Annotated in this window: 13 protein-coding genes; 4 read left to right on the top strand and 9 right to left on the bottom strand. The window is 66.8% G+C overall.

Annotated elements, in window-relative coordinates; translation table 11 throughout:
* Window positions 1-97 precede the first annotated feature (97 nt).
* Window positions 98-1045, top strand: coding sequence for a MurR/RpiR family transcriptional regulator (locus NUW50_RS00270; protein WP_258287047.1), 948 nt, complete (start codon window positions 98-100; stop codon window positions 1043-1045).
* A 30-nt stretch (window positions 1046-1075) separates the two neighbouring features.
* Here NUW50_RS00270 and NUW50_RS00265 read toward each other — a convergent pair whose 3' ends face one another.
* The 7 genes from NUW50_RS00265 to NUW50_RS00235 all read right to left on the bottom strand — a co-directional run bounded on the left by NUW50_RS00265 (window position 1076) and on the right by NUW50_RS00235 (window position 8787).
* Window positions 1076-2257 (bottom strand): hypothetical protein, encoded by a 1182-nt coding sequence (locus NUW50_RS00265; RefSeq protein WP_258287046.1) that lies wholly within the window; start codon window positions 2255-2257, stop codon window positions 1076-1078.
* Window positions 2254-3387: an amidohydrolase/deacetylase family metallohydrolase gene (locus NUW50_RS00260; protein WP_258287045.1), complete on the bottom strand. Its 1134-nt coding sequence runs from the start codon at window positions 3385-3387 to the stop codon at window positions 2254-2256. The genes NUW50_RS00265 and NUW50_RS00260 overlap by 4 nt, the downstream gene beginning before the upstream one ends.
* A 28-nt stretch (window positions 3388-3415) precedes the next feature.
* Window positions 3416-4843 (bottom strand): amidase, encoded by a 1428-nt coding sequence (locus NUW50_RS00255; protein WP_258287044.1) that lies wholly within the window; start codon window positions 4841-4843, stop codon window positions 3416-3418.
* Between the two features lie 3 nt (window positions 4844-4846).
* Window positions 4847-5929, bottom strand: coding sequence for a Gfo/Idh/MocA family protein (locus NUW50_RS00250; RefSeq protein ID WP_258287043.1), 1083 nt, complete (start codon window positions 5927-5929; stop codon window positions 4847-4849).
* A gap of 61 nt (window positions 5930-5990) precedes the next feature.
* Complete coding sequence (locus NUW50_RS00245; RefSeq protein ID WP_258287042.1) at window positions 5991-7136, bottom strand: ABC transporter substrate-binding protein; 1146 nt, start codon at window positions 7134-7136, stop codon at window positions 5991-5993.
* Between the two features lie 41 nt (window positions 7137-7177).
* Complete coding sequence (locus tag NUW50_RS00240; RefSeq protein WP_258287041.1) at window positions 7178-7990, bottom strand: ABC transporter permease; 813 nt, start codon at window positions 7988-7990, stop codon at window positions 7178-7180.
* Between the two features lie 11 nt (window positions 7991-8001).
* Window positions 8002-8787 (bottom strand): ABC transporter ATP-binding protein, encoded by a 786-nt coding sequence (locus NUW50_RS00235; RefSeq protein WP_258287040.1) that lies wholly within the window; start codon window positions 8785-8787, stop codon window positions 8002-8004.
* A gap of 226 nt (window positions 8788-9013) precedes the next feature.
* Here NUW50_RS00235 and NUW50_RS00230 point away from each other — a divergent pair, with 226 nt between their 5' ends.
* On the top strand, window positions 9014-10798 hold the full coding sequence (locus NUW50_RS00230) for a flavin-containing monooxygenase (protein WP_258287039.1): 1785 nt from the start codon (window positions 9014-9016) through the stop codon (window positions 10796-10798).
* Here the strand turns inward: NUW50_RS00230 and NUW50_RS00225 are convergent.
* On the bottom strand, window positions 10783-11148 hold the full coding sequence (locus tag NUW50_RS00225; RefSeq protein ID WP_258287038.1) for a RidA family protein: 366 nt from the start codon (window positions 11146-11148) through the stop codon (window positions 10783-10785). The genes NUW50_RS00230 and NUW50_RS00225 overlap by 16 nt on opposite strands.
* A gap of 61 nt (window positions 11149-11209) precedes the next feature.
* On the opposite strand from NUW50_RS00225, the gene NUW50_RS00220 reads away from it, so the two are divergent.
* Complete coding sequence (locus NUW50_RS00220) at window positions 11210-11962, top strand: SDR family oxidoreductase (RefSeq protein ID WP_258287037.1); 753 nt, start codon at window positions 11210-11212, stop codon at window positions 11960-11962.
* Between the two features lie 14 nt (window positions 11963-11976).
* Window positions 11977-13038, top strand: coding sequence for a D-TA family PLP-dependent enzyme (locus NUW50_RS00215; protein WP_258287036.1), 1062 nt, complete (start codon window positions 11977-11979; stop codon window positions 13036-13038).
* Between the two features lie 28 nt (window positions 13039-13066).
* On the opposite strand, the gene NUW50_RS00210 is transcribed toward NUW50_RS00215, so the two are convergent.
* Complete coding sequence (locus NUW50_RS00210; RefSeq protein ID WP_258287035.1) at window positions 13067-15370, bottom strand: penicillin acylase family protein; 2304 nt, start codon at window positions 15368-15370, stop codon at window positions 13067-13069.
* Window positions 15371-15405: the final 35 nt, after the last annotated feature.

The raw sequence follows: 15405 nt of genomic DNA, 5'->3' as shown, positions 1-15405 counted from the left end.
TTCAATGATCTGAGCATGGGGTATTGCTGTGATATTGTAAAATACTTGACCTTCCCGGGCGGCGTGGCGACAATTGCAGCTGTATCGGGAGTCGTGAATGGCCGCCAATTCTGTCGAGTCCGCGGAGTCCATCACGCCCTCGCACGGCGCGCGGTCGCATGGCCATGTCGTGGACATCCTGGGCCGCATCAAGGATCAGCTGGATTCCCTCAGCCCGGCCGAGCGCAAGGTCGGCGCCGCGGTTCTGACCGATGTGCCGCATGCGGTCGAGGACAGCATCGCCAGCCTCGCCCAGCGTGCCGGCGTCAGTGAACCCAGCGTGACCCGGTTCTGCCGGGCGATCGGCTGCCAGGGGGTGCGCGATTTCAAGCTGAAGCTGGCGCAGAGCCTTGTGGTGGGCGAGCTGTATCTGAACGCCGACGCGGCGCCCGATGCGGCGGATTCCGATGCCCCGGCCTATTGGGGCCCGATCCTTTCCGAGGCGCATGGCGCCCTGCGCGAGGTCGAGCGGCAATTGTCGCCGTCCAAGGTCCAGCGCGCGGCCGAGGCGGTGGCCGGCGCACGGCAGGTCGTCACCTTCGGCCTGGGCGGCAGCGCCGCGATCCTGGCGGAGGAGGCGCAATACAGGCTGTTTCGCTATGGCGTGAACGTCGCCTGCTGTCCCGAAGCCTATTTCATGCGCATGACCGCCGCCACGCTGGGCTCGGAAGACGTGGTGCTGGCGATTTCGGCCTCGGGAAAGACCGCGGAACTGATCGAGGCGGTCAGCCTGGCACGCGGCTATGGCGCCACGACGATCGCGGTCACCGCGACGGCAAGCCCGCTGGCCGATGCGGTGGACCATCCGCTGACCGTGGCGGTGGCCGAGACGCATGACACGCTGACCCCGACCTCGGTCCGGTTCGCCTATCTGGCGGTGGTCGATCTACTGTCTGCCGCCACCGGCTACACGCTGGGGCCGAAGGCCCGCGAAAGCCTGCGGCGGATCAAATATGCCGCGCTGAACCACCGCTCGGGCAACATGCTGGAGCCGCTGGGCGATTGACCACGGTCGATGCGCGGGGCTGCGGTGCGGTCAGCCCGGCCCGGCCAGCGCCGCCCCGATCCAGTTCAGCCGCCGCGCCGGGACCAGGCCGAGGTTGTAGAAGTTGAACCCGTCCGCCGTGTCGGCCGCCGCCCTGACCCGGCCGCGCAGATCGGCCGCACCCGCGACATCGGGGTGAAACAGGTGCAGACCGGCGATCAGGGTCTTGTCGGGGCCGATCACCCTGCGCACCTCGTCCAGCCGGGGCGCAATCTCCTCGGCCGGGACGGTATAGATGCAGTAGAGCACGCCGTCGCACTGCGGTGCGACCTGCGCCAGGTCCACCCCGCCCCACCAGCTGCCTGCGAAATCGATCACCAGCACGCGGGTGTCCGGGTGGGTCGCGGCCCGGATTTCGGCGATCAGCGAGGTCACAGGCTCGCTCCGCCACAGCAGATAGGCGTGAAGCTCGGGGATCGAGCGGAAGGACTCCAACGCCCGATCCGGGAAGTCGGGGAATTGCGGCTCGGGCAGTTCCCGGGCAAAGGCCGCGTCCAGCAGCCCCTTCACCTTGTCCCGCGCAGCGTCTGCGGGCACCCCGGCAGAGCGGGCGCGGGCCATGCAATGATCGCAGAAACAGACGCCCAGCAGGAAGCGGTCCTCGGGCAGCAGGCCAAGCCCGTCCTTTTCATGGTGGAACCCGTGATCGAACCCCATGAAGTCGGGGCTTTCCAGTTCGATCCGGTCGGGCCGGTAGCGTTCGGAGATCTCCGCCGCCATGCCGGTCACATAGGCCCGCGCCGCGGGGCTGGAGGGACATAGCGCATAGAGATGCGCATCGCCCTGCGCGGTCCGCATGACGTGGTCGGGATGCGCCATGCCCAGGCGGGTGTTGTGCAGGCAGACGGTCCAGCAGGACACCCCGGGCCCGCCGGCATCACGCCGCGCCACCAGCTTTGCCAGGTAATCGCCCTCGCTCGCCACGATGTCGGCCTGCAGGGGCTTGATCTCGGCATCGGCCCAGCGTGACTCATCGACGGAGTAATAGACCGTGCCATCCTGCGGGAACCAGATCCGGCGCTTCGGGTTGCCCGGCTGCAGGAACCGGCCGGCATGATAGGAGGTCGCCATGCTGATCGTGTTGGCACCCTGGGCCTGTAGCGCGGTTGCGGCTGCATCCGCCCCGATGTCGTGCAGGTCCCAGGGATAGGCCCAAACCGAAACCTCTGTCATGCCGCCGCGTCCACCCATTGCCCGCCGCTGACCATGCCCCGCGCCGTGAGCCGTTGCGGGCAGGTCAGGGTCTCGCCCCTCACATCTTCCAGCACGATCGGCTCGTCGGTCAATGCGATCACGCTGGCATCGCCGACCCCGCCGAGCACCAGCCGCCCCAGGTCCGGCCGCCGCAGGGCCCTGGCCGGAGCCGAAGTGACGGCGGAGACGACATCGGCCAGAGGCATGTCCAGCGCCAGCAGCTTGTTCATCGTGCGCACCAGATCATAGGCCGGGCCGTCGATGCAGAGCGTATGGACGTCCGACGAGATCGAATCCGGCGGAAACCCAGCCGCCATCATCGCCCGCGCCGAGTCCCAAGAAAACGCGCCCATGCCATGGCCGATGTCGAACAGAACCCCGCGCTCGCGGCCCCGCAGCAGCGCCTCCTTCACCGAGCCGTCGGCATGGACCGGGGCATTGGGGAACGGGCGGAAGCAATGGGTCAGGATATCGCCGGGCCGCAGCATGTTCACGACATCCTCGTAGGTCGGCGAGGGTTCGTCGATATGCGCCATCACCGGCAGGCCGCATTGGTCCGCCGCCTCCAGCGCCAGTTCCAGCGGCGCGATGCCGTTCTGCCCGCTGGTGTGCTTTCCGACCCTGACCTTGATGCCGATGATATCCTCGGGGTGTTCCCGCGCCACCGCCACCGCCTCGCGCGCCGCCATCAGGCGCAGGTCCTGGCTTTCCCCGACCATGATCGTCGGCGAAAAGGCGAAGATCCCGGCAAAGGAAATGTGCAGATAGACCAGGATGCGGGTCTGCGACCGATCGACGACATGCGCCTTGAAGCCGGCGAAGTTCCCCGGGCCGGCGCTGCCGGTATCCACCAGCGTGGTGATGGCCGAGCGGCGGGCATAGGGTTCGGGTGCGACGCTGAGCGAGGTGCCGCCCCAGTAGACATGGGTATGCAGGTCGATCAGCCCCGGCATCACCAGCGCGCCCGAGACGTCCTGCACCTCGCGCCCCGACAGCCCGTCGCCGATTTCGGCAAGCCGGCCCTGATGGAACGCGACATCCGTTTTCCGGTCGAGCCCGCTGGCCGGGTCGAGCACATGCCCGCCGGTCAATACAAGATCATGGGTCACTCTCGGGCTCCTTCCCGATGATTGGAAATCAGGCTGTCGGCGGCCGGCGGCCGGACCAGGGCATTTCGGTTTCCAGCACCGCCGAGACCGCCAGCAGCCCGGCCTCGTCGCCGTAGCGACCTACCAGCTGCACGCCTGCGGGCAACCCTGCCACCTCGCCCAGCGGCAGGGAAATCGCCGGCTGGCCGGACATGTTGAACGGGAACTGGAAGACGCTGTCGGCCCAGAGCGCGTTATAGGCGTCGAGGTCGGTCAGGCCCATGTCGTAGAAGCCCACCGGACGCGGCGGCTGGGTCAGCGTCGGCGTCAGCACCAGATCGAACGGCTCCAGGTCCTGCACGATGCTGCGCGCCATCTGCCGGACCTGCTCGATCCGGAAGGCGTGGGCGGTCGCCTTGGTCTCGCGCCCGCGCTGGATGATCGCCCAGGTCACCGGCTCCACGTCCTCGGGCGTGACGGGACGGCCCACAACGGTTTCCATGAAGTCGAACATGCCCGCCGTCTCGACGCAGGTCATGTCGGTATAGGTCTTCCAGGCCGGGCCCGCGTCCAGCGCCATCTCGTGCGGCTCTACCTCGTGGCCCATGGCTTGCAGGGTCTGGCCGACCTTTTCGACCAGAGCGCGAATCCCGGGGTCGATCGGGCCGCCATCGGGGGGCGTCGTGACCAGCCCGACCCGCAGTTTCTTCGGCGCGCGTTGCATCAGCCTCAGATAGGGCTCTGACGGCATGGGAATGCCGTAGGGATCGCCGGGCAAGGCGCCGCCGGTCACGTCGAGATAGGCGGCCGTGTCGCGCACCGTTCTGGAATTGCAAAGGAAATAGGCGCAGCCCGCCCAGTAGTCCGCGAAGGGGGCCAGGGTGGTCCGCCCGCGCGAGGGCTTCAGCCCGACGACGCCGCAGCAGGAGGCCGGAACCCGGATCGAGCCTGCGCCGTCGCTGGCCTCGGCCACCGGGATCATGCCGGTGGCGACCGCGGTCGCGGTTCCGCCGCTGGAGCCTCCCGCCGTGACCGCGGGGTTCCACGGGTTGACGGTGGCACCGTAGAGCGCCGGTTCGGTGGTGATCGCCCAGCCGTTTTCCGGCGCGTTGGACTTGCCCATCAACAGCAGCCCGGCCTTGCGCAATCGGCGGCTGATCTCGCTGTCGCCCTCGGCCACCTGGTCCTTCAGGAAGCGCGAGGAATTGGTCAGCGGCGCGCCGGTCCAGGACGAGGCAAGCTCCTTCAGCAGGAACGGCACCCCGGCCAGCGGGCTGCTGCCCGGCTGCACCTCCTTCGCGCCCTCGCGCGCCATGTCGTAGAGCTTGTGGATCACCGCGTTCAGGCGCGGGTTCATCTCTTCGATGGCGCGCACCCCGGCCTCGACCAGCTCGGCGGGCGTCACGTCGCCCGCCTTCACATGATCCGCCAGACCGACCGCGTCCGAAGTCCGATACAGCTTGTCGATGTCATCCATGGGTCAATCCAGCCTGATGACGCGCTCTTCCCGGATGCTCTGTTCCGCCGCCAGCACGATGCGCAGGCTGTCCACCGCCGCCTCCATCGAGTCGGTCAGGTCCAGATCCTCGCGGATCGCCCGCAGGAAGAATTCCTGCTCGCGGTCGCAAAGCTCCTGGTGGCCCGGTTCGTCGTCCATCGACATCACGTCGTCCGGCTTCACGAAGTTCTTGTTCGCATCGACCTCGGCATGGTGCAGGCGGATCGCGTCGGTCTTGGTGTGCTTGTCGATATCGGCGCTGTCGGACAACTCGTCGGCGTCGTGCCGCGCCTCGTCGTTCGGCACCAGCGAGACCGAGCCCTTCGGCCCGACGATGTCCTTCACGAAGAAGGCGGTTTCCGACATCATCGGCCCCCAGCCGGCTTCGTACCAGCCGACGGAGCCGTCGTCGAAGGTGACGTGCAGATGGCCGTAGTTCTGCTTGTCCGCCTCGGCCCAGAGACCGGCGCCGATGCCATGCACGCGGACCGGTTTCGCTCCGGTCAGCTGGCACATCACGTCAACGTAATGCACGCCGCAATCGACGATCGGGATCAGGCTGTCGATCAGGTTCTTGTGCCAGGCCCAGGCATCGCCGGAGGACTGCTGGTTCAGGTTCAGCCGCATGACCAGCGGCTTGCCCAGCGTCTTGCCCAGCTCGATGAACTTGATCCACGACGGATGCACCCGCAGGATATAGCCCAGCACCAGCTTGCGGCCCGTCGCCTTGGCCTTGTCGACGACCGCGCGCGCCTCTTCGTTGGTGGTGCCGATCGGCTTTTCCATGAACACATGCGCGCCCGCATCCATCGCCTTGATCGCGTAATCGGCATGGGTGTTGGGCCAGGTGTTGATCGAGACCGCGTCGGGCTTCAGCTCGGCCAGTGCGGCCTCGTAGTTCTCAAAAAGCGGATAGCCTTGCAGTTCCGCAGGAATCTCCTTGGACTTGATGGTGCGCGAGCACAGGCCCACGATTTCGAAGCCATCCATGCGATGATAGGCGCTGGCATGGGACGCGCCCATGTTTCCCAATCCCACGACAAGTATGCGCACCGGGTCAGTCATCCGCCGGTCCTCCCTTAGTAGTTGCGGGCCGGGCGATGCGACCGCCCGGCCGGATTTCTGCCTAGATGGCCTGATCGAACATGCTGGCCTTCAGCGCTTCGACATCGACCGCCGCGAGATCGGCATTGACCTCGGCGGCCGCGGCATCTGCCTTGACCTGATCGTGGTCGAAGGCATTGGCCCCCGCGATCAGCTGGTTGGTGCAGACTTCGGCGGCCTGGATCGGCTTTGCGTTCTGGCCGATCTGCGCCGACAGGTCGAAGAAGGTCTGCCAGCTGTCCATGTCGTGCCAGCCCCAGCCTTCGCGCTTGGACATGTCGCCCCGGAAGACGTTCATCTGCTGCAGGATCGACATCAGCCCCAGTTCGGGCCCGAGGTTCGAGCCCAGGGTCGGGAACTGCTCGAACACCGCCTGCACGGCGGCGGCCGGGTTGGCCTCGGCAAATTCCATGCCCTTGGCCCAGCCCATCAGATACTGTTCCAGGAAGGCGACCTTGTCGGGGTCCTCCAGGTCGGCGGCGCGGGTGACGAAGGTGTTCGCCGGCAGCGGCGAGTTCTGCACGCCGAGCCAGTATTCGAACTCCAGTCCCGAGGCGATCCATTCGGCCCGCAGACCTTCCCAGGCCAGCGCGGCATCGCCCTGGCCCGCCGACAGCGCGGTGCCCCAGGTGGGCCAGCCGGCCTCGACATAGGTGATGGTCGAGACATCGACGCCCTGCGCCGCCAGCATCGGATCGACGATCGGCTGCCAGGCGGCCGAGCCCAGGAGGATCGTCTTGCCCTCGATGTCCTTGATATCCGACGGCCCCTCGCCCTTGCGGAACGCCAGGCTGAAGGTGTCGCGGGCGCCCATGTGGAACACCGACTTCAGGTCCATGCCGTTTTCGATGGCAAAGGAGAACACGCCGGGGCTGGGGAAGCCCATGTCGGCCTGCCCCACGGCGACGAATTTCACCGTCGCGGTGCCGTCCGACGGGCCGGGCTGCATCTCGACGTCGAGATCGCCGAAATAGCCCATCTTCTTGCCGACCCAGAAGCCGTAATCGTCCAGCACTTCCAGGGTGCCGCGGGGGCTGATCCAGGTGAAGGTGCCGTCATAGGGTTCGGCCGTCGCGCGGCCCATCCCGAGGCCGGAAACCACCACGCCACCGGCCGTGACCTGCAGCATCCGGCGACGGGTAAGGCCCGAATTCATAAATCTTTTCATGTTTTTTCTCCCTGTTGTTCAGTTATCGAGTCCGGAGCCGCTCAGGTCTCCCAACTTGTCCATTTCTTGCCGATGAGAAAGAAGATCACGTAGATCAGGATGCCCAGGAGCGACAGGATCAGCACGACCCCGAAGAACTGCGGCATCCGGATCATCGACGAATAGGTCGTCAGCCGGTTGCCCAGCCCGAAGCCGCCGCCGACCATTTCCGCGCCCACCGCCGTCAGCAGGCCGAAGATCGCCCCGATCATCAGCCCGACCAGGATCATCGGCAGTGCCATCGGTGCGCGGACCTTCCAGAAAATCTGCAGGGTCGAGGCGCCATAGGACCGCGCCAGGGCGATCTTGTTGGCATCCACCCGGCGGAACCCGGTGGCCGAGTTGATCATCACCATCGGCCCGGTCGCCAGCGCCACCGCGATGATCCGAGGCTCGTATCCGAAGCCGAACCAGAGGATCAGCAGCGGCACCAGCGCCAGCATCGGCGTGGTGACGAGGATCAGGATATAGGGCGCGATGATCTTTTCCGCGAAGGGAAACTGGGTGATGACGGCGGCCAAGATCAGCCCGATCCCGGCACCGATGGCAAAGCCCGAGAGCAGCACCACCAGCGTATAGCCCAGATGCGGCAGGATCAGCGGAAAATCCGTCCACAGGGCCGCCACGATGGCCGAGGGCGGCGGCAGGATGTAATGGGGCACCTCGAACCAGCGCAGCACCAGTTCCAGCCCGCCGATCACGATGACGGCGGTGGCGATGATCGCCAGAACCTCGAGCCGGCTGGTCCCCGCCCCGAAGGTGGACAGCGATTGCAGCCCTTTTCCGACCTTTCCGCCGACAACGTCTTCGCTCATCCCTGTCTCCGTCATTCCGCCGCGGCGCGGCCCGCGATCTGCTGGCCGTAGATGTCCGCCTTGATCTGGTTGGTCAGATCGAAGACCTCCTTGCTCGCCATGATCTCCATCGTCCTGGGGCGCTCGAACGGCACATCATAGACATTCAGCACCCGCCCCGGTCGCGGCGTCAGCACCACGACCTGATCGGACAGGAACAGCGCCTCTTCGATGGAATGGGTGATGAAGACGATCGTCGTCTTGGTCTCCAACCAGATCTCCTCGACCAGTTGGTTCATCTCTTCTCGGGTGAAGGCATCCAGCGCCCCGAAGGGTTCATCCATCAGCAGGACCGAGGGTTGCAGCGACAGCGCCCGCACGATCGAGCCGCGCTGCTGCATGCCGCCCGACAACTCGTTGGGAAAACTCTTCTCGAACCCTTTCAGGCTGACCCGGTCCAGCAGATGGTCGATCCAGGCCCGGTCCGGTTGCTGGCGCTTGATCTCGAAGGGAAACAGGATGTTGTCCATCAGGTTGCGCCAGGGCAGCAGATTGGCCTCCTGAAAGACCAGCCCGACCTCGGGACGCGGGCGGTCGATCGGGGTGCCGTCCAGCAGGACCTCGCCGGAGGTCAACGGGTTCAGGCCCGACATCGCCCAGAGCAGCGTGGTCTTGCCGCATCCCGACGGCCCGACGATGGAAACGACGCTGTTGGCACCGATATCCAGCGAACAGTCCTTCAGCGCATGGAAATCGCCATAGCGCTTGGTCGCGGCCTTGACCGCAAGCTTTGTTCCGCCGGCATCGCCCTGCGTCATGATCTTCCCTTTGACCGTCGAACCGCTTGCCCTACGACTCACTCTTTCGAGAGTGTAACTCACTTACATTTCTGTCAAGAATTACCGGCAGACCGAGCAATTTCGCCCCCGAAGGGCAGAATTCTTCTTTCATTTGTAAGTGAATTACAGGAAACTGCCCGCAAATCACCCCGCGTCAACCAGGGCCGCACCTGCCGCAACACGAACCGGGCCGAAGGAGCGCCGCATGGAACAGGAAATCGACAAATGGCTTGCGGCGCTGGACGGCGCGCTGCAACGCCGCGATATCGCGGCGGCGGCCGCGCTGTTCGAGATCGAGAGCTACTGGCGTGACCTGCTGACCTTCACCTGGAACATCAAGACGATGGAAGGCCGCGACGCCATCGAGGACATGCTGACCGCCTGCCTGGACCGGACCGCGCCATCGGACTGGAAACGCAGCGGACCCGCCGAACAGACCGAGGACGGCGCCGCGGCCTGGATCACCTTCGAGACCGCGACCGCCTGGGGCACCGGACGGGTCACGATCCGGGACGGGCTGTGCCACATCCTGCTGACCACGATGGAGGACCTGAAGGGCCACGAGGATCCCAGGGGCAGACGCCGTCCGAAAGGGATCGAGCATCGGGCCGACCGCAACCGCAAGACCTGGGCGGAACAGCGCGCCGCCACCAGGGCCCGGCTGGGCCACGAGGATCAGCCCGAGGTGGTGATCATCGGCGGCGGCCAGGGCGGCGTGGCGCTGGCGGCGCGGCTGAAACAGCTGGGCGTCCCGGCCCTGATCATCGAGAAGAACCCGCGCATCGGCGACAGCTGGCGCAACCGCTACCGCAGCCTCGTGCTGCATGATCCGGTCTGGTACGACCACCTGCCCTACCTGCCCTTCCCCGACACCTGGCCGGTATTCTGCCCGAAGGACAAGATGGGCGACTGGCTGGAAGCCTACGCGACTATCTTCGAACTCGACGCCTGGACCGGCACCACCTGCGAGAAAGCCGACTGGGATGCCGCCAGCGGGCAGTGGACCGTCAGGGTGCGCCGCGCGGACGGCGAGGAAACCACCCTGTCACCGCGGCAACTGGTGTTCTGCACCGGCGCCTATGGCCCGCCGCGCCTGCCCGACTTTGCCGGACAGGAGGACTATCAGGGCGTGCTGCTGCATTCCTCGCAATATTCCGAGGGCGCACCGTTCAAGGGCAAGCGGGCGCTGGTCATCGGTGCCGGCAGTTCCGCGCATGACGTGGCCGTGGACCTGTGGGAGGCCGGGGCCGAGGTATCGATGTTCCAGCGCCGCGCCTCGATCGTGGTCCGGTCCGAGACCCTGATGGAGCTGGCGTTCGACATCTATTCCGAGGATGCGATCGAGAAGGGCCTGACCACCGAGAAAGCCGACCTGCTGGGCGCCGCGACCCCCTACGCGCTGTTCGCGGACAAGCAGAAGCGGCTGTACAAGACCATCCGCGAGCGCGATGCCGATTTCTATGCCGCACTGGACAAGGCCGGCTTCGCATATGACTTCGGCGAGGACGACACCGGCCTGATGATGCGCGCCCTGCGCACTGCGTCGGGCTATTACATCGACGTCGGCGCCTCGACGCTGATTGCCAACGGCGACATCCCGATCATCTCGAATGACGAGATCGAGTGCCTGACCCCGAGCGGCGTGCGCTTTGCCTCGGGCCGCGAGGTTCAGGCCGACGTGATCGTCGCCTGCACCGGCTATCAGTCGATGAACGAGGCGGTGGCCGGGCTGGTGGACCGCGAAACCGCCGACCGGCTGGGGCCCTGCTGGGGGCTCGGTTCGGGGGTCCGCGGCGACCCCGGCCCCTGGCTGGGCGAGTTGCGCAACATGTGGGGCCCGACCGCGCATCCGGCGCTGTGGTTCCACGGCGGCAACCTGGCGCTGTCGCGGTTCTATTCGAAATTCGTCGCGATGCAGCTCAAGGCACGGCAGGCGGGCATCGACACGCCGGTCTATGCCCGCCCCGCGCCCTGTCAGAGCGGTTTGTAGGCGATGGCCTCGATCTCGACACGAATGTCGATCATCAGCCGCGATTCCGCGGTCGAGCGGGCCGGCGGATTGGTCGGGAAGAACTCGCCATATGCCGCGTTGAACTCTGCGAAATCGTCGCGGTCCTTCAGCCAGACGGTGGTCTTGACGACATCCTCGAGGTCGCAGCCCGCCTGTTGCAGGCATTTGCGGATGTTTTCCAGGACCTGGCGGGTTTCGGCACCGACGCCGCCCTCGACGACCTTCTTGTCGTCACCGACCGGGACCTGGCCCGAAACGAACACGAAATCGCCGGCACGGACGGCAGGCGTCAGCGGGACATGGGATTCGCCAAAGAACTGTTTGGACATGGAATTCTCCTTGTTACGGTCGCGGCGAACATGAACAGAATCTGCAGCGAAGGCCAAGACGATGTTTGAAATGAACGGAGCCAGGGTGGTGATTACCGGCGCGGCGGGCGGTGTCGGCGGCGCGCTGTGCCGGTCCTTCGCGGCAACCGGCGCAAGGATCGTCGGCTGCGACCGGACGACCGATGGAATCCCCGAACTCTGCGCCGAGTCGCATGGCTTCGACCTCGCCGATGCCGATGCGGTCGCCGCCGCCGGGCAGGCGATCCTGGCCGGGGGTGTTCCCGACGTGCTGATCAGCAACGCGGGCTGGACCCGGGCGGAAGTGCTGAAGGACGTCACCCCCGACGCGTTCACCGCCGAGATGGACGGCAACTTCAGCGGCCCGGCCCGGCTGTGCATGGACCTGTTGCCGGCGATGCGCGAGGCGCCCGGCAACCGCAGCATCGTCTTCGTGCTGTCGGTCAACGCGCAGGCGCATTTCGGCAACCCGGTCTATGCCGCGGCCAAGGCGGCCGGCATGGCCTGGGTCCGGGCGATCGCCGCCGAGGAGGGCCGCCACGGCATTCGCGCCAACGCGGTCATTCCCGCCTCGATCCGGACCAATGCCTGGACACATCGCATCGCGGCCGACCCCGAGGTGCTGAACCGCCTGTCCGCACTGTATCCGCTGGGCCGCATCGTCACGCCGCAAGAGGTCGCCAATGCGGTGCTGTTCCTTGCCTCGCCGCTGGCCAGCGGCATAACTGGAACCTCGCTGAACGTGGATGCCGGGCTGATGGCCGGAAACCTGCCCTTCATCGAAGCCATAACCTAGCTGGAGCATCCCGGATGCACATTGACGAGATCGACACGCCCGCCGTCCTGATCGACATGGACAGGGTCGAGGCGAACCTGGCCCGGGCACAGGCCTATGCCGATGCCAACGGGCTGCCGCTGCGACCGCATGTAAAGACCCACAAGCTGCCCGAGATGGCGCTGAAGCAGGTGGCGCTCGGCGCCGTCGGGATCACCTGCCAGAAGCTCGGCGAGGCCGAGGCCATGGCCGACGGCGGGCTGACCGACATCTTCCTGCCCTACAACATCCTGGGCGCGGCCAAGCTGGATCGCCTGGCGGCGCTGAACGATCGCGTCACCCTGGCCGTCACCGCCGACAGCGCCGAAACGGTCGCCGGCTATGCGGCCAGGTTCGGCAAGGACGCGCCGCTGAAGGTGCTGGTGGAATGCGACACCGGGGCGGGCCGCTGCGGCGTGCAGACCGCCGGGCAGGCCGTCGCCCTGGCCCGCCAGATCGCGGCGGCGCCCGGGCTGATCTTCGGCGGGCTGATGACCTATCCGCCGAAGGGCGGTGTCGCCCGGGCCGATGCCTGGCTGAAAGAGGCGAAGACGGCGCTGGAGGCCGCCGGGCTGCCACCGGAGACCATCTCTTCGGGCGGCACGCCGGACCTGATGAAGGCCGCCGAAGGCTCTGTCACCACCGAATACCGGCCCGGGACCTATATCTATTCCGACCGGATGCAGGTCGCCCTGGGGCACGGAACGCTGGACGATTGCGCGCTGACGGTGAAGGCCACCGTCGTCAGCCGCCCGACCGGGGACCGTGCCGTGCTCGATACCGGGTCCAAGGCGCTGGCCGCCGATCCTGCCCCGGCGCCGATGCGCGGGCATGGCCATATCGTCGAGTACCCCGACGCCATCGTTCAGGCCCTGTCCGAGGAACATGCCGTGGTGGACCTGTCGGCCTGCGACGCCCGGCCCCGCGTCGGCGAAACCGTGCGGGTGATCCCGAACCACGCCTGCGTCGTCACCAACCTGCACGACCGGGTCTATCTGATCCGCGGCGATCAGGTGGAACGCGAGGCCCGGATCACCTCGCGCGGGAAGCTGCAATAGACGGCCCTGCCCGGTCGCGCCGCTCCGCTCAGGCCGGAACCAGCAGCAGTCGCCGGCTTGCCGCGGCCTCGACCGACTCGCGGCTGAACAGCAGCGGGAAGTAGCTTTCGTTCTGCCAGGCATCGAGATGATCGTCGTAATGCCGGCTGAGCGGATCGCCGGACTGGCCGGGCGCGTTGATGAACAGCGCCTTGTCCCAGTCGCCGACATCCAGAACCATGCGGAACGAGGCGCCGACGGTCATCCGGAAATCGGCCGGATCATAATCGGCGGCATTCGGCGTCAGGCCCGAGCCGCCCTTGGGCACCCGGCGGGTGTCGAGCGTCGCGTCGCCCAGCATCCCGGACAGGGGATGGGTGAAGCGGGCGTGGTGCAGATCGCCCCAACGCCAGCGGGCCGGATCGTCGCCGGCTCGGTCAACGGCTTCCGCCCAGGCATCGACCAGGGTGCGCACGATCAGCGTGTCGCGGACCGCAACCGGGGTGGCGCCGAACCGGGTATCGGGCGCGGTCAGCAGATCGACGATCTGGAGCGTGTCGAAATGGGCGATGCTGCCCGGATCGAAATGAGCGAAGGCGCCGGGCATCAGGGCCTCGCTGACGGCTTCGATCAGATGCTTGCGGAACCAGATCTCGAACAGCAGCGCCGGGGCCGAATCGGCCGTGCAGTCGCCGTCCCAGCCGGACAGCAGCGCGATGGCACGGCCGGCGACCGGATCGTCGGTGACGACATCGGCAAGCAGCCGGACCAGGCGGCGGGCCGGATCGGAGACGAAACTGGTCTGCAGCGCGACACTGTCGGACAGGGCGTGTTTCGGCTGGGCGTCCAGCACCTCGGCGATCACCCGGTAGCGCGACGGGTCGCACCATTCGAAACCGAACTTGTGCATGGCGTTGTCGAAATCCTCGGGCAGGTTCATCTCGTTGGCGGTGGCGACCCAGCCCTGCGCCGGGTTGTGGCTGCGCGGCTGCGCATCCGACGGGGCGAAGCCGGCCCATTCATGGCTGCCGTCGCCGGGCACCGGCAACAGCCCGTCCCAGTTCGGCCTTACCGGGATATGGCCGGACATGATCCAGCCGATATCGCCATGGGTGTCGGCGTAGACATGGTTCATCGTCGGCGACTTCCAGTGCGACCGTGCCTCGACGAACTCCGCCCAGCTTTCGACGCGCATGTATCGCAGAGAACACAGATAGGGCGCCGAGCCGGGCTCGGACCAGATCGAGCGGAGCGCATAGGCACGCTGGCGGGCGGGGTCGAGATGGAGCACCGGCCCGTGGCGGGTGAAGAGCAGTTCGATCTCTTCCGGGGCGCCGTCGCGGACCTGCACGGTCTCGCGGATGCTCTGCATCCTCTCCCAGCCGGTGCCGTGGCGATAGCGTCGCGGGTCGTCGGGGTCGAGTTCGTAGACATAGAGGTCCGACTGGTCGGCGGGATGGATGGTGAAGCAGAAGGCGCTGGTCGGGTTGTGACCGACGGCGATGCCGGGAACCGCCGGTTCTCCGGCGCCGATGACATCGAGACCGGGTGCGTTCAGATGCGAGACATAGCGCAGCGAGGGCAGGAACAGCAGCCGATGCGGATCGCTGGCCAGGATCGGGCGGCCGGTCCCGGTGCGCGAGCCCGCAACCGCCCAGTTGTTGCTGCCGCCATCGACCGGCGCCGGGCCGTCCCCGGATGCGGGAAAGGCCGGCTGGTTGGTGCCGAGCACGAAGGTGCGCTTCACCTCGGGCGGGACCGGCTCGGCCGCGACGCCCCGGGGCAGGTTGATGGTCCAGTCCGGTTCGGGGCGGCGGCGCGCGGCCTCGCCTTCAAGGCCGAAACGGGACACCACATCGGCACGCGCCAGTTCGCGGTCGAAATTGAACAGCGGGCCATGGCTGCGGATGCGCACGCAATCCTCGGCCTGCCAGCGGGCCGGCCGGGTGCCGGTCCGGATGAATTCGAGGGGCATTTTCTCGGGGCGCAGGTCGAGGAAGGCGATGAAGGCATTGATGCCGCGGGTGAAGGCCTCCGCCGCCTGGCGGGCCTCCGCGCCATAGCTCGCCCATTCGGCATCCATGTCGCCGCGATAGAGCAGCAGCCGTGCGGCGCGGTCGGCCTCGACATAGGCGGCGCCGAAATCCTCGGAAAGCCTGCCGAGCCCGCGCTTGCGCCAGAGATCGATCTGCCAGAGACGATCGCGCGCCACCGCGAAGCCCTGGGCCAGATAGGCGTCGGCGGCATCGGCGGCATAGATATGGGGAACGCCCCAACGGTCTATGACGATCTCGACGTCGTCCTTCAGGCCGGAAACCCGGATCGTCTCGCGCGGGAAATCTGCTGATGTCATGGCACTTGTCGTCGGCTGGGTGAAAAAGCCCGCCC

Origin of the sequence: Frigidibacter sp. ROC022, from assembly GCF_024723735.1 — a bacterium.
Classification (GTDB): Bacteria; Pseudomonadota; Alphaproteobacteria; order Rhodobacterales; family Rhodobacteraceae; genus SLM-1.
Note: the sequence above shows the minus strand (reverse complement) of the source record. Positions and strands in the feature narration are given on the sequence as shown.

Excerpts from the sequence above, each read along its gene's own strand:
- NUW50_RS00215 (WP_258287036.1), top strand. The coding sequence starts at position 11,977 with ATGCACATTGACGAGATCGACACGCCCGCCGTCCTGATCGACATGGAC.
- NUW50_RS00220 (WP_258287037.1), top strand. The coding sequence starts at position 11,210 with ATGTTTGAAATGAACGGAGCCAGGGTGGTGATTACCGGCGCGGCGGGC.
- NUW50_RS00210 (WP_258287035.1), bottom strand. The coding sequence starts at position 15,370 with ATGACATCAGCAGATTTCCCGCGCGAGACGATCCGGGTTTCCGGCCTG.
- NUW50_RS00265 (WP_258287046.1), bottom strand. The coding sequence starts at position 2,257 with ATGACAGAGGTTTCGGTTTGGGCCTATCCCTGGGACCTGCACGACATC.
- NUW50_RS00230 (WP_258287039.1), top strand. The coding sequence starts at position 9,014 with ATGGAACAGGAAATCGACAAATGGCTTGCGGCGCTGGACGGCGCGCTG.
- NUW50_RS00270 (WP_258287047.1), top strand. The coding sequence starts at position 98 with ATGGCCGCCAATTCTGTCGAGTCCGCGGAGTCCATCACGCCCTCGCAC.
- NUW50_RS00225 (WP_258287038.1), bottom strand. The coding sequence starts at position 11,148 with ATGTCCAAACAGTTCTTTGGCGAATCCCATGTCCCGCTGACGCCTGCC.
- NUW50_RS00240 (WP_258287041.1), bottom strand. The coding sequence starts at position 7,990 with ATGAGCGAAGACGTTGTCGGCGGAAAGGTCGGAAAAGGGCTGCAATCG.
- NUW50_RS00245 (WP_258287042.1), bottom strand. The coding sequence starts at position 7,136 with ATGAAAAGATTTATGAATTCGGGCCTTACCCGTCGCCGGATGCTGCAG.
- NUW50_RS00250 (WP_258287043.1), bottom strand. The coding sequence starts at position 5,929 with ATGACTGACCCGGTGCGCATACTTGTCGTGGGATTGGGAAACATGGGC.
- NUW50_RS00235 (WP_258287040.1), bottom strand. The coding sequence starts at position 8,787 with ATGACGCAGGGCGATGCCGGCGGAACAAAGCTTGCGGTCAAGGCCGCG.
- NUW50_RS00255 (WP_258287044.1), bottom strand. The coding sequence starts at position 4,843 with ATGGATGACATCGACAAGCTGTATCGGACTTCGGACGCGGTCGGTCTG.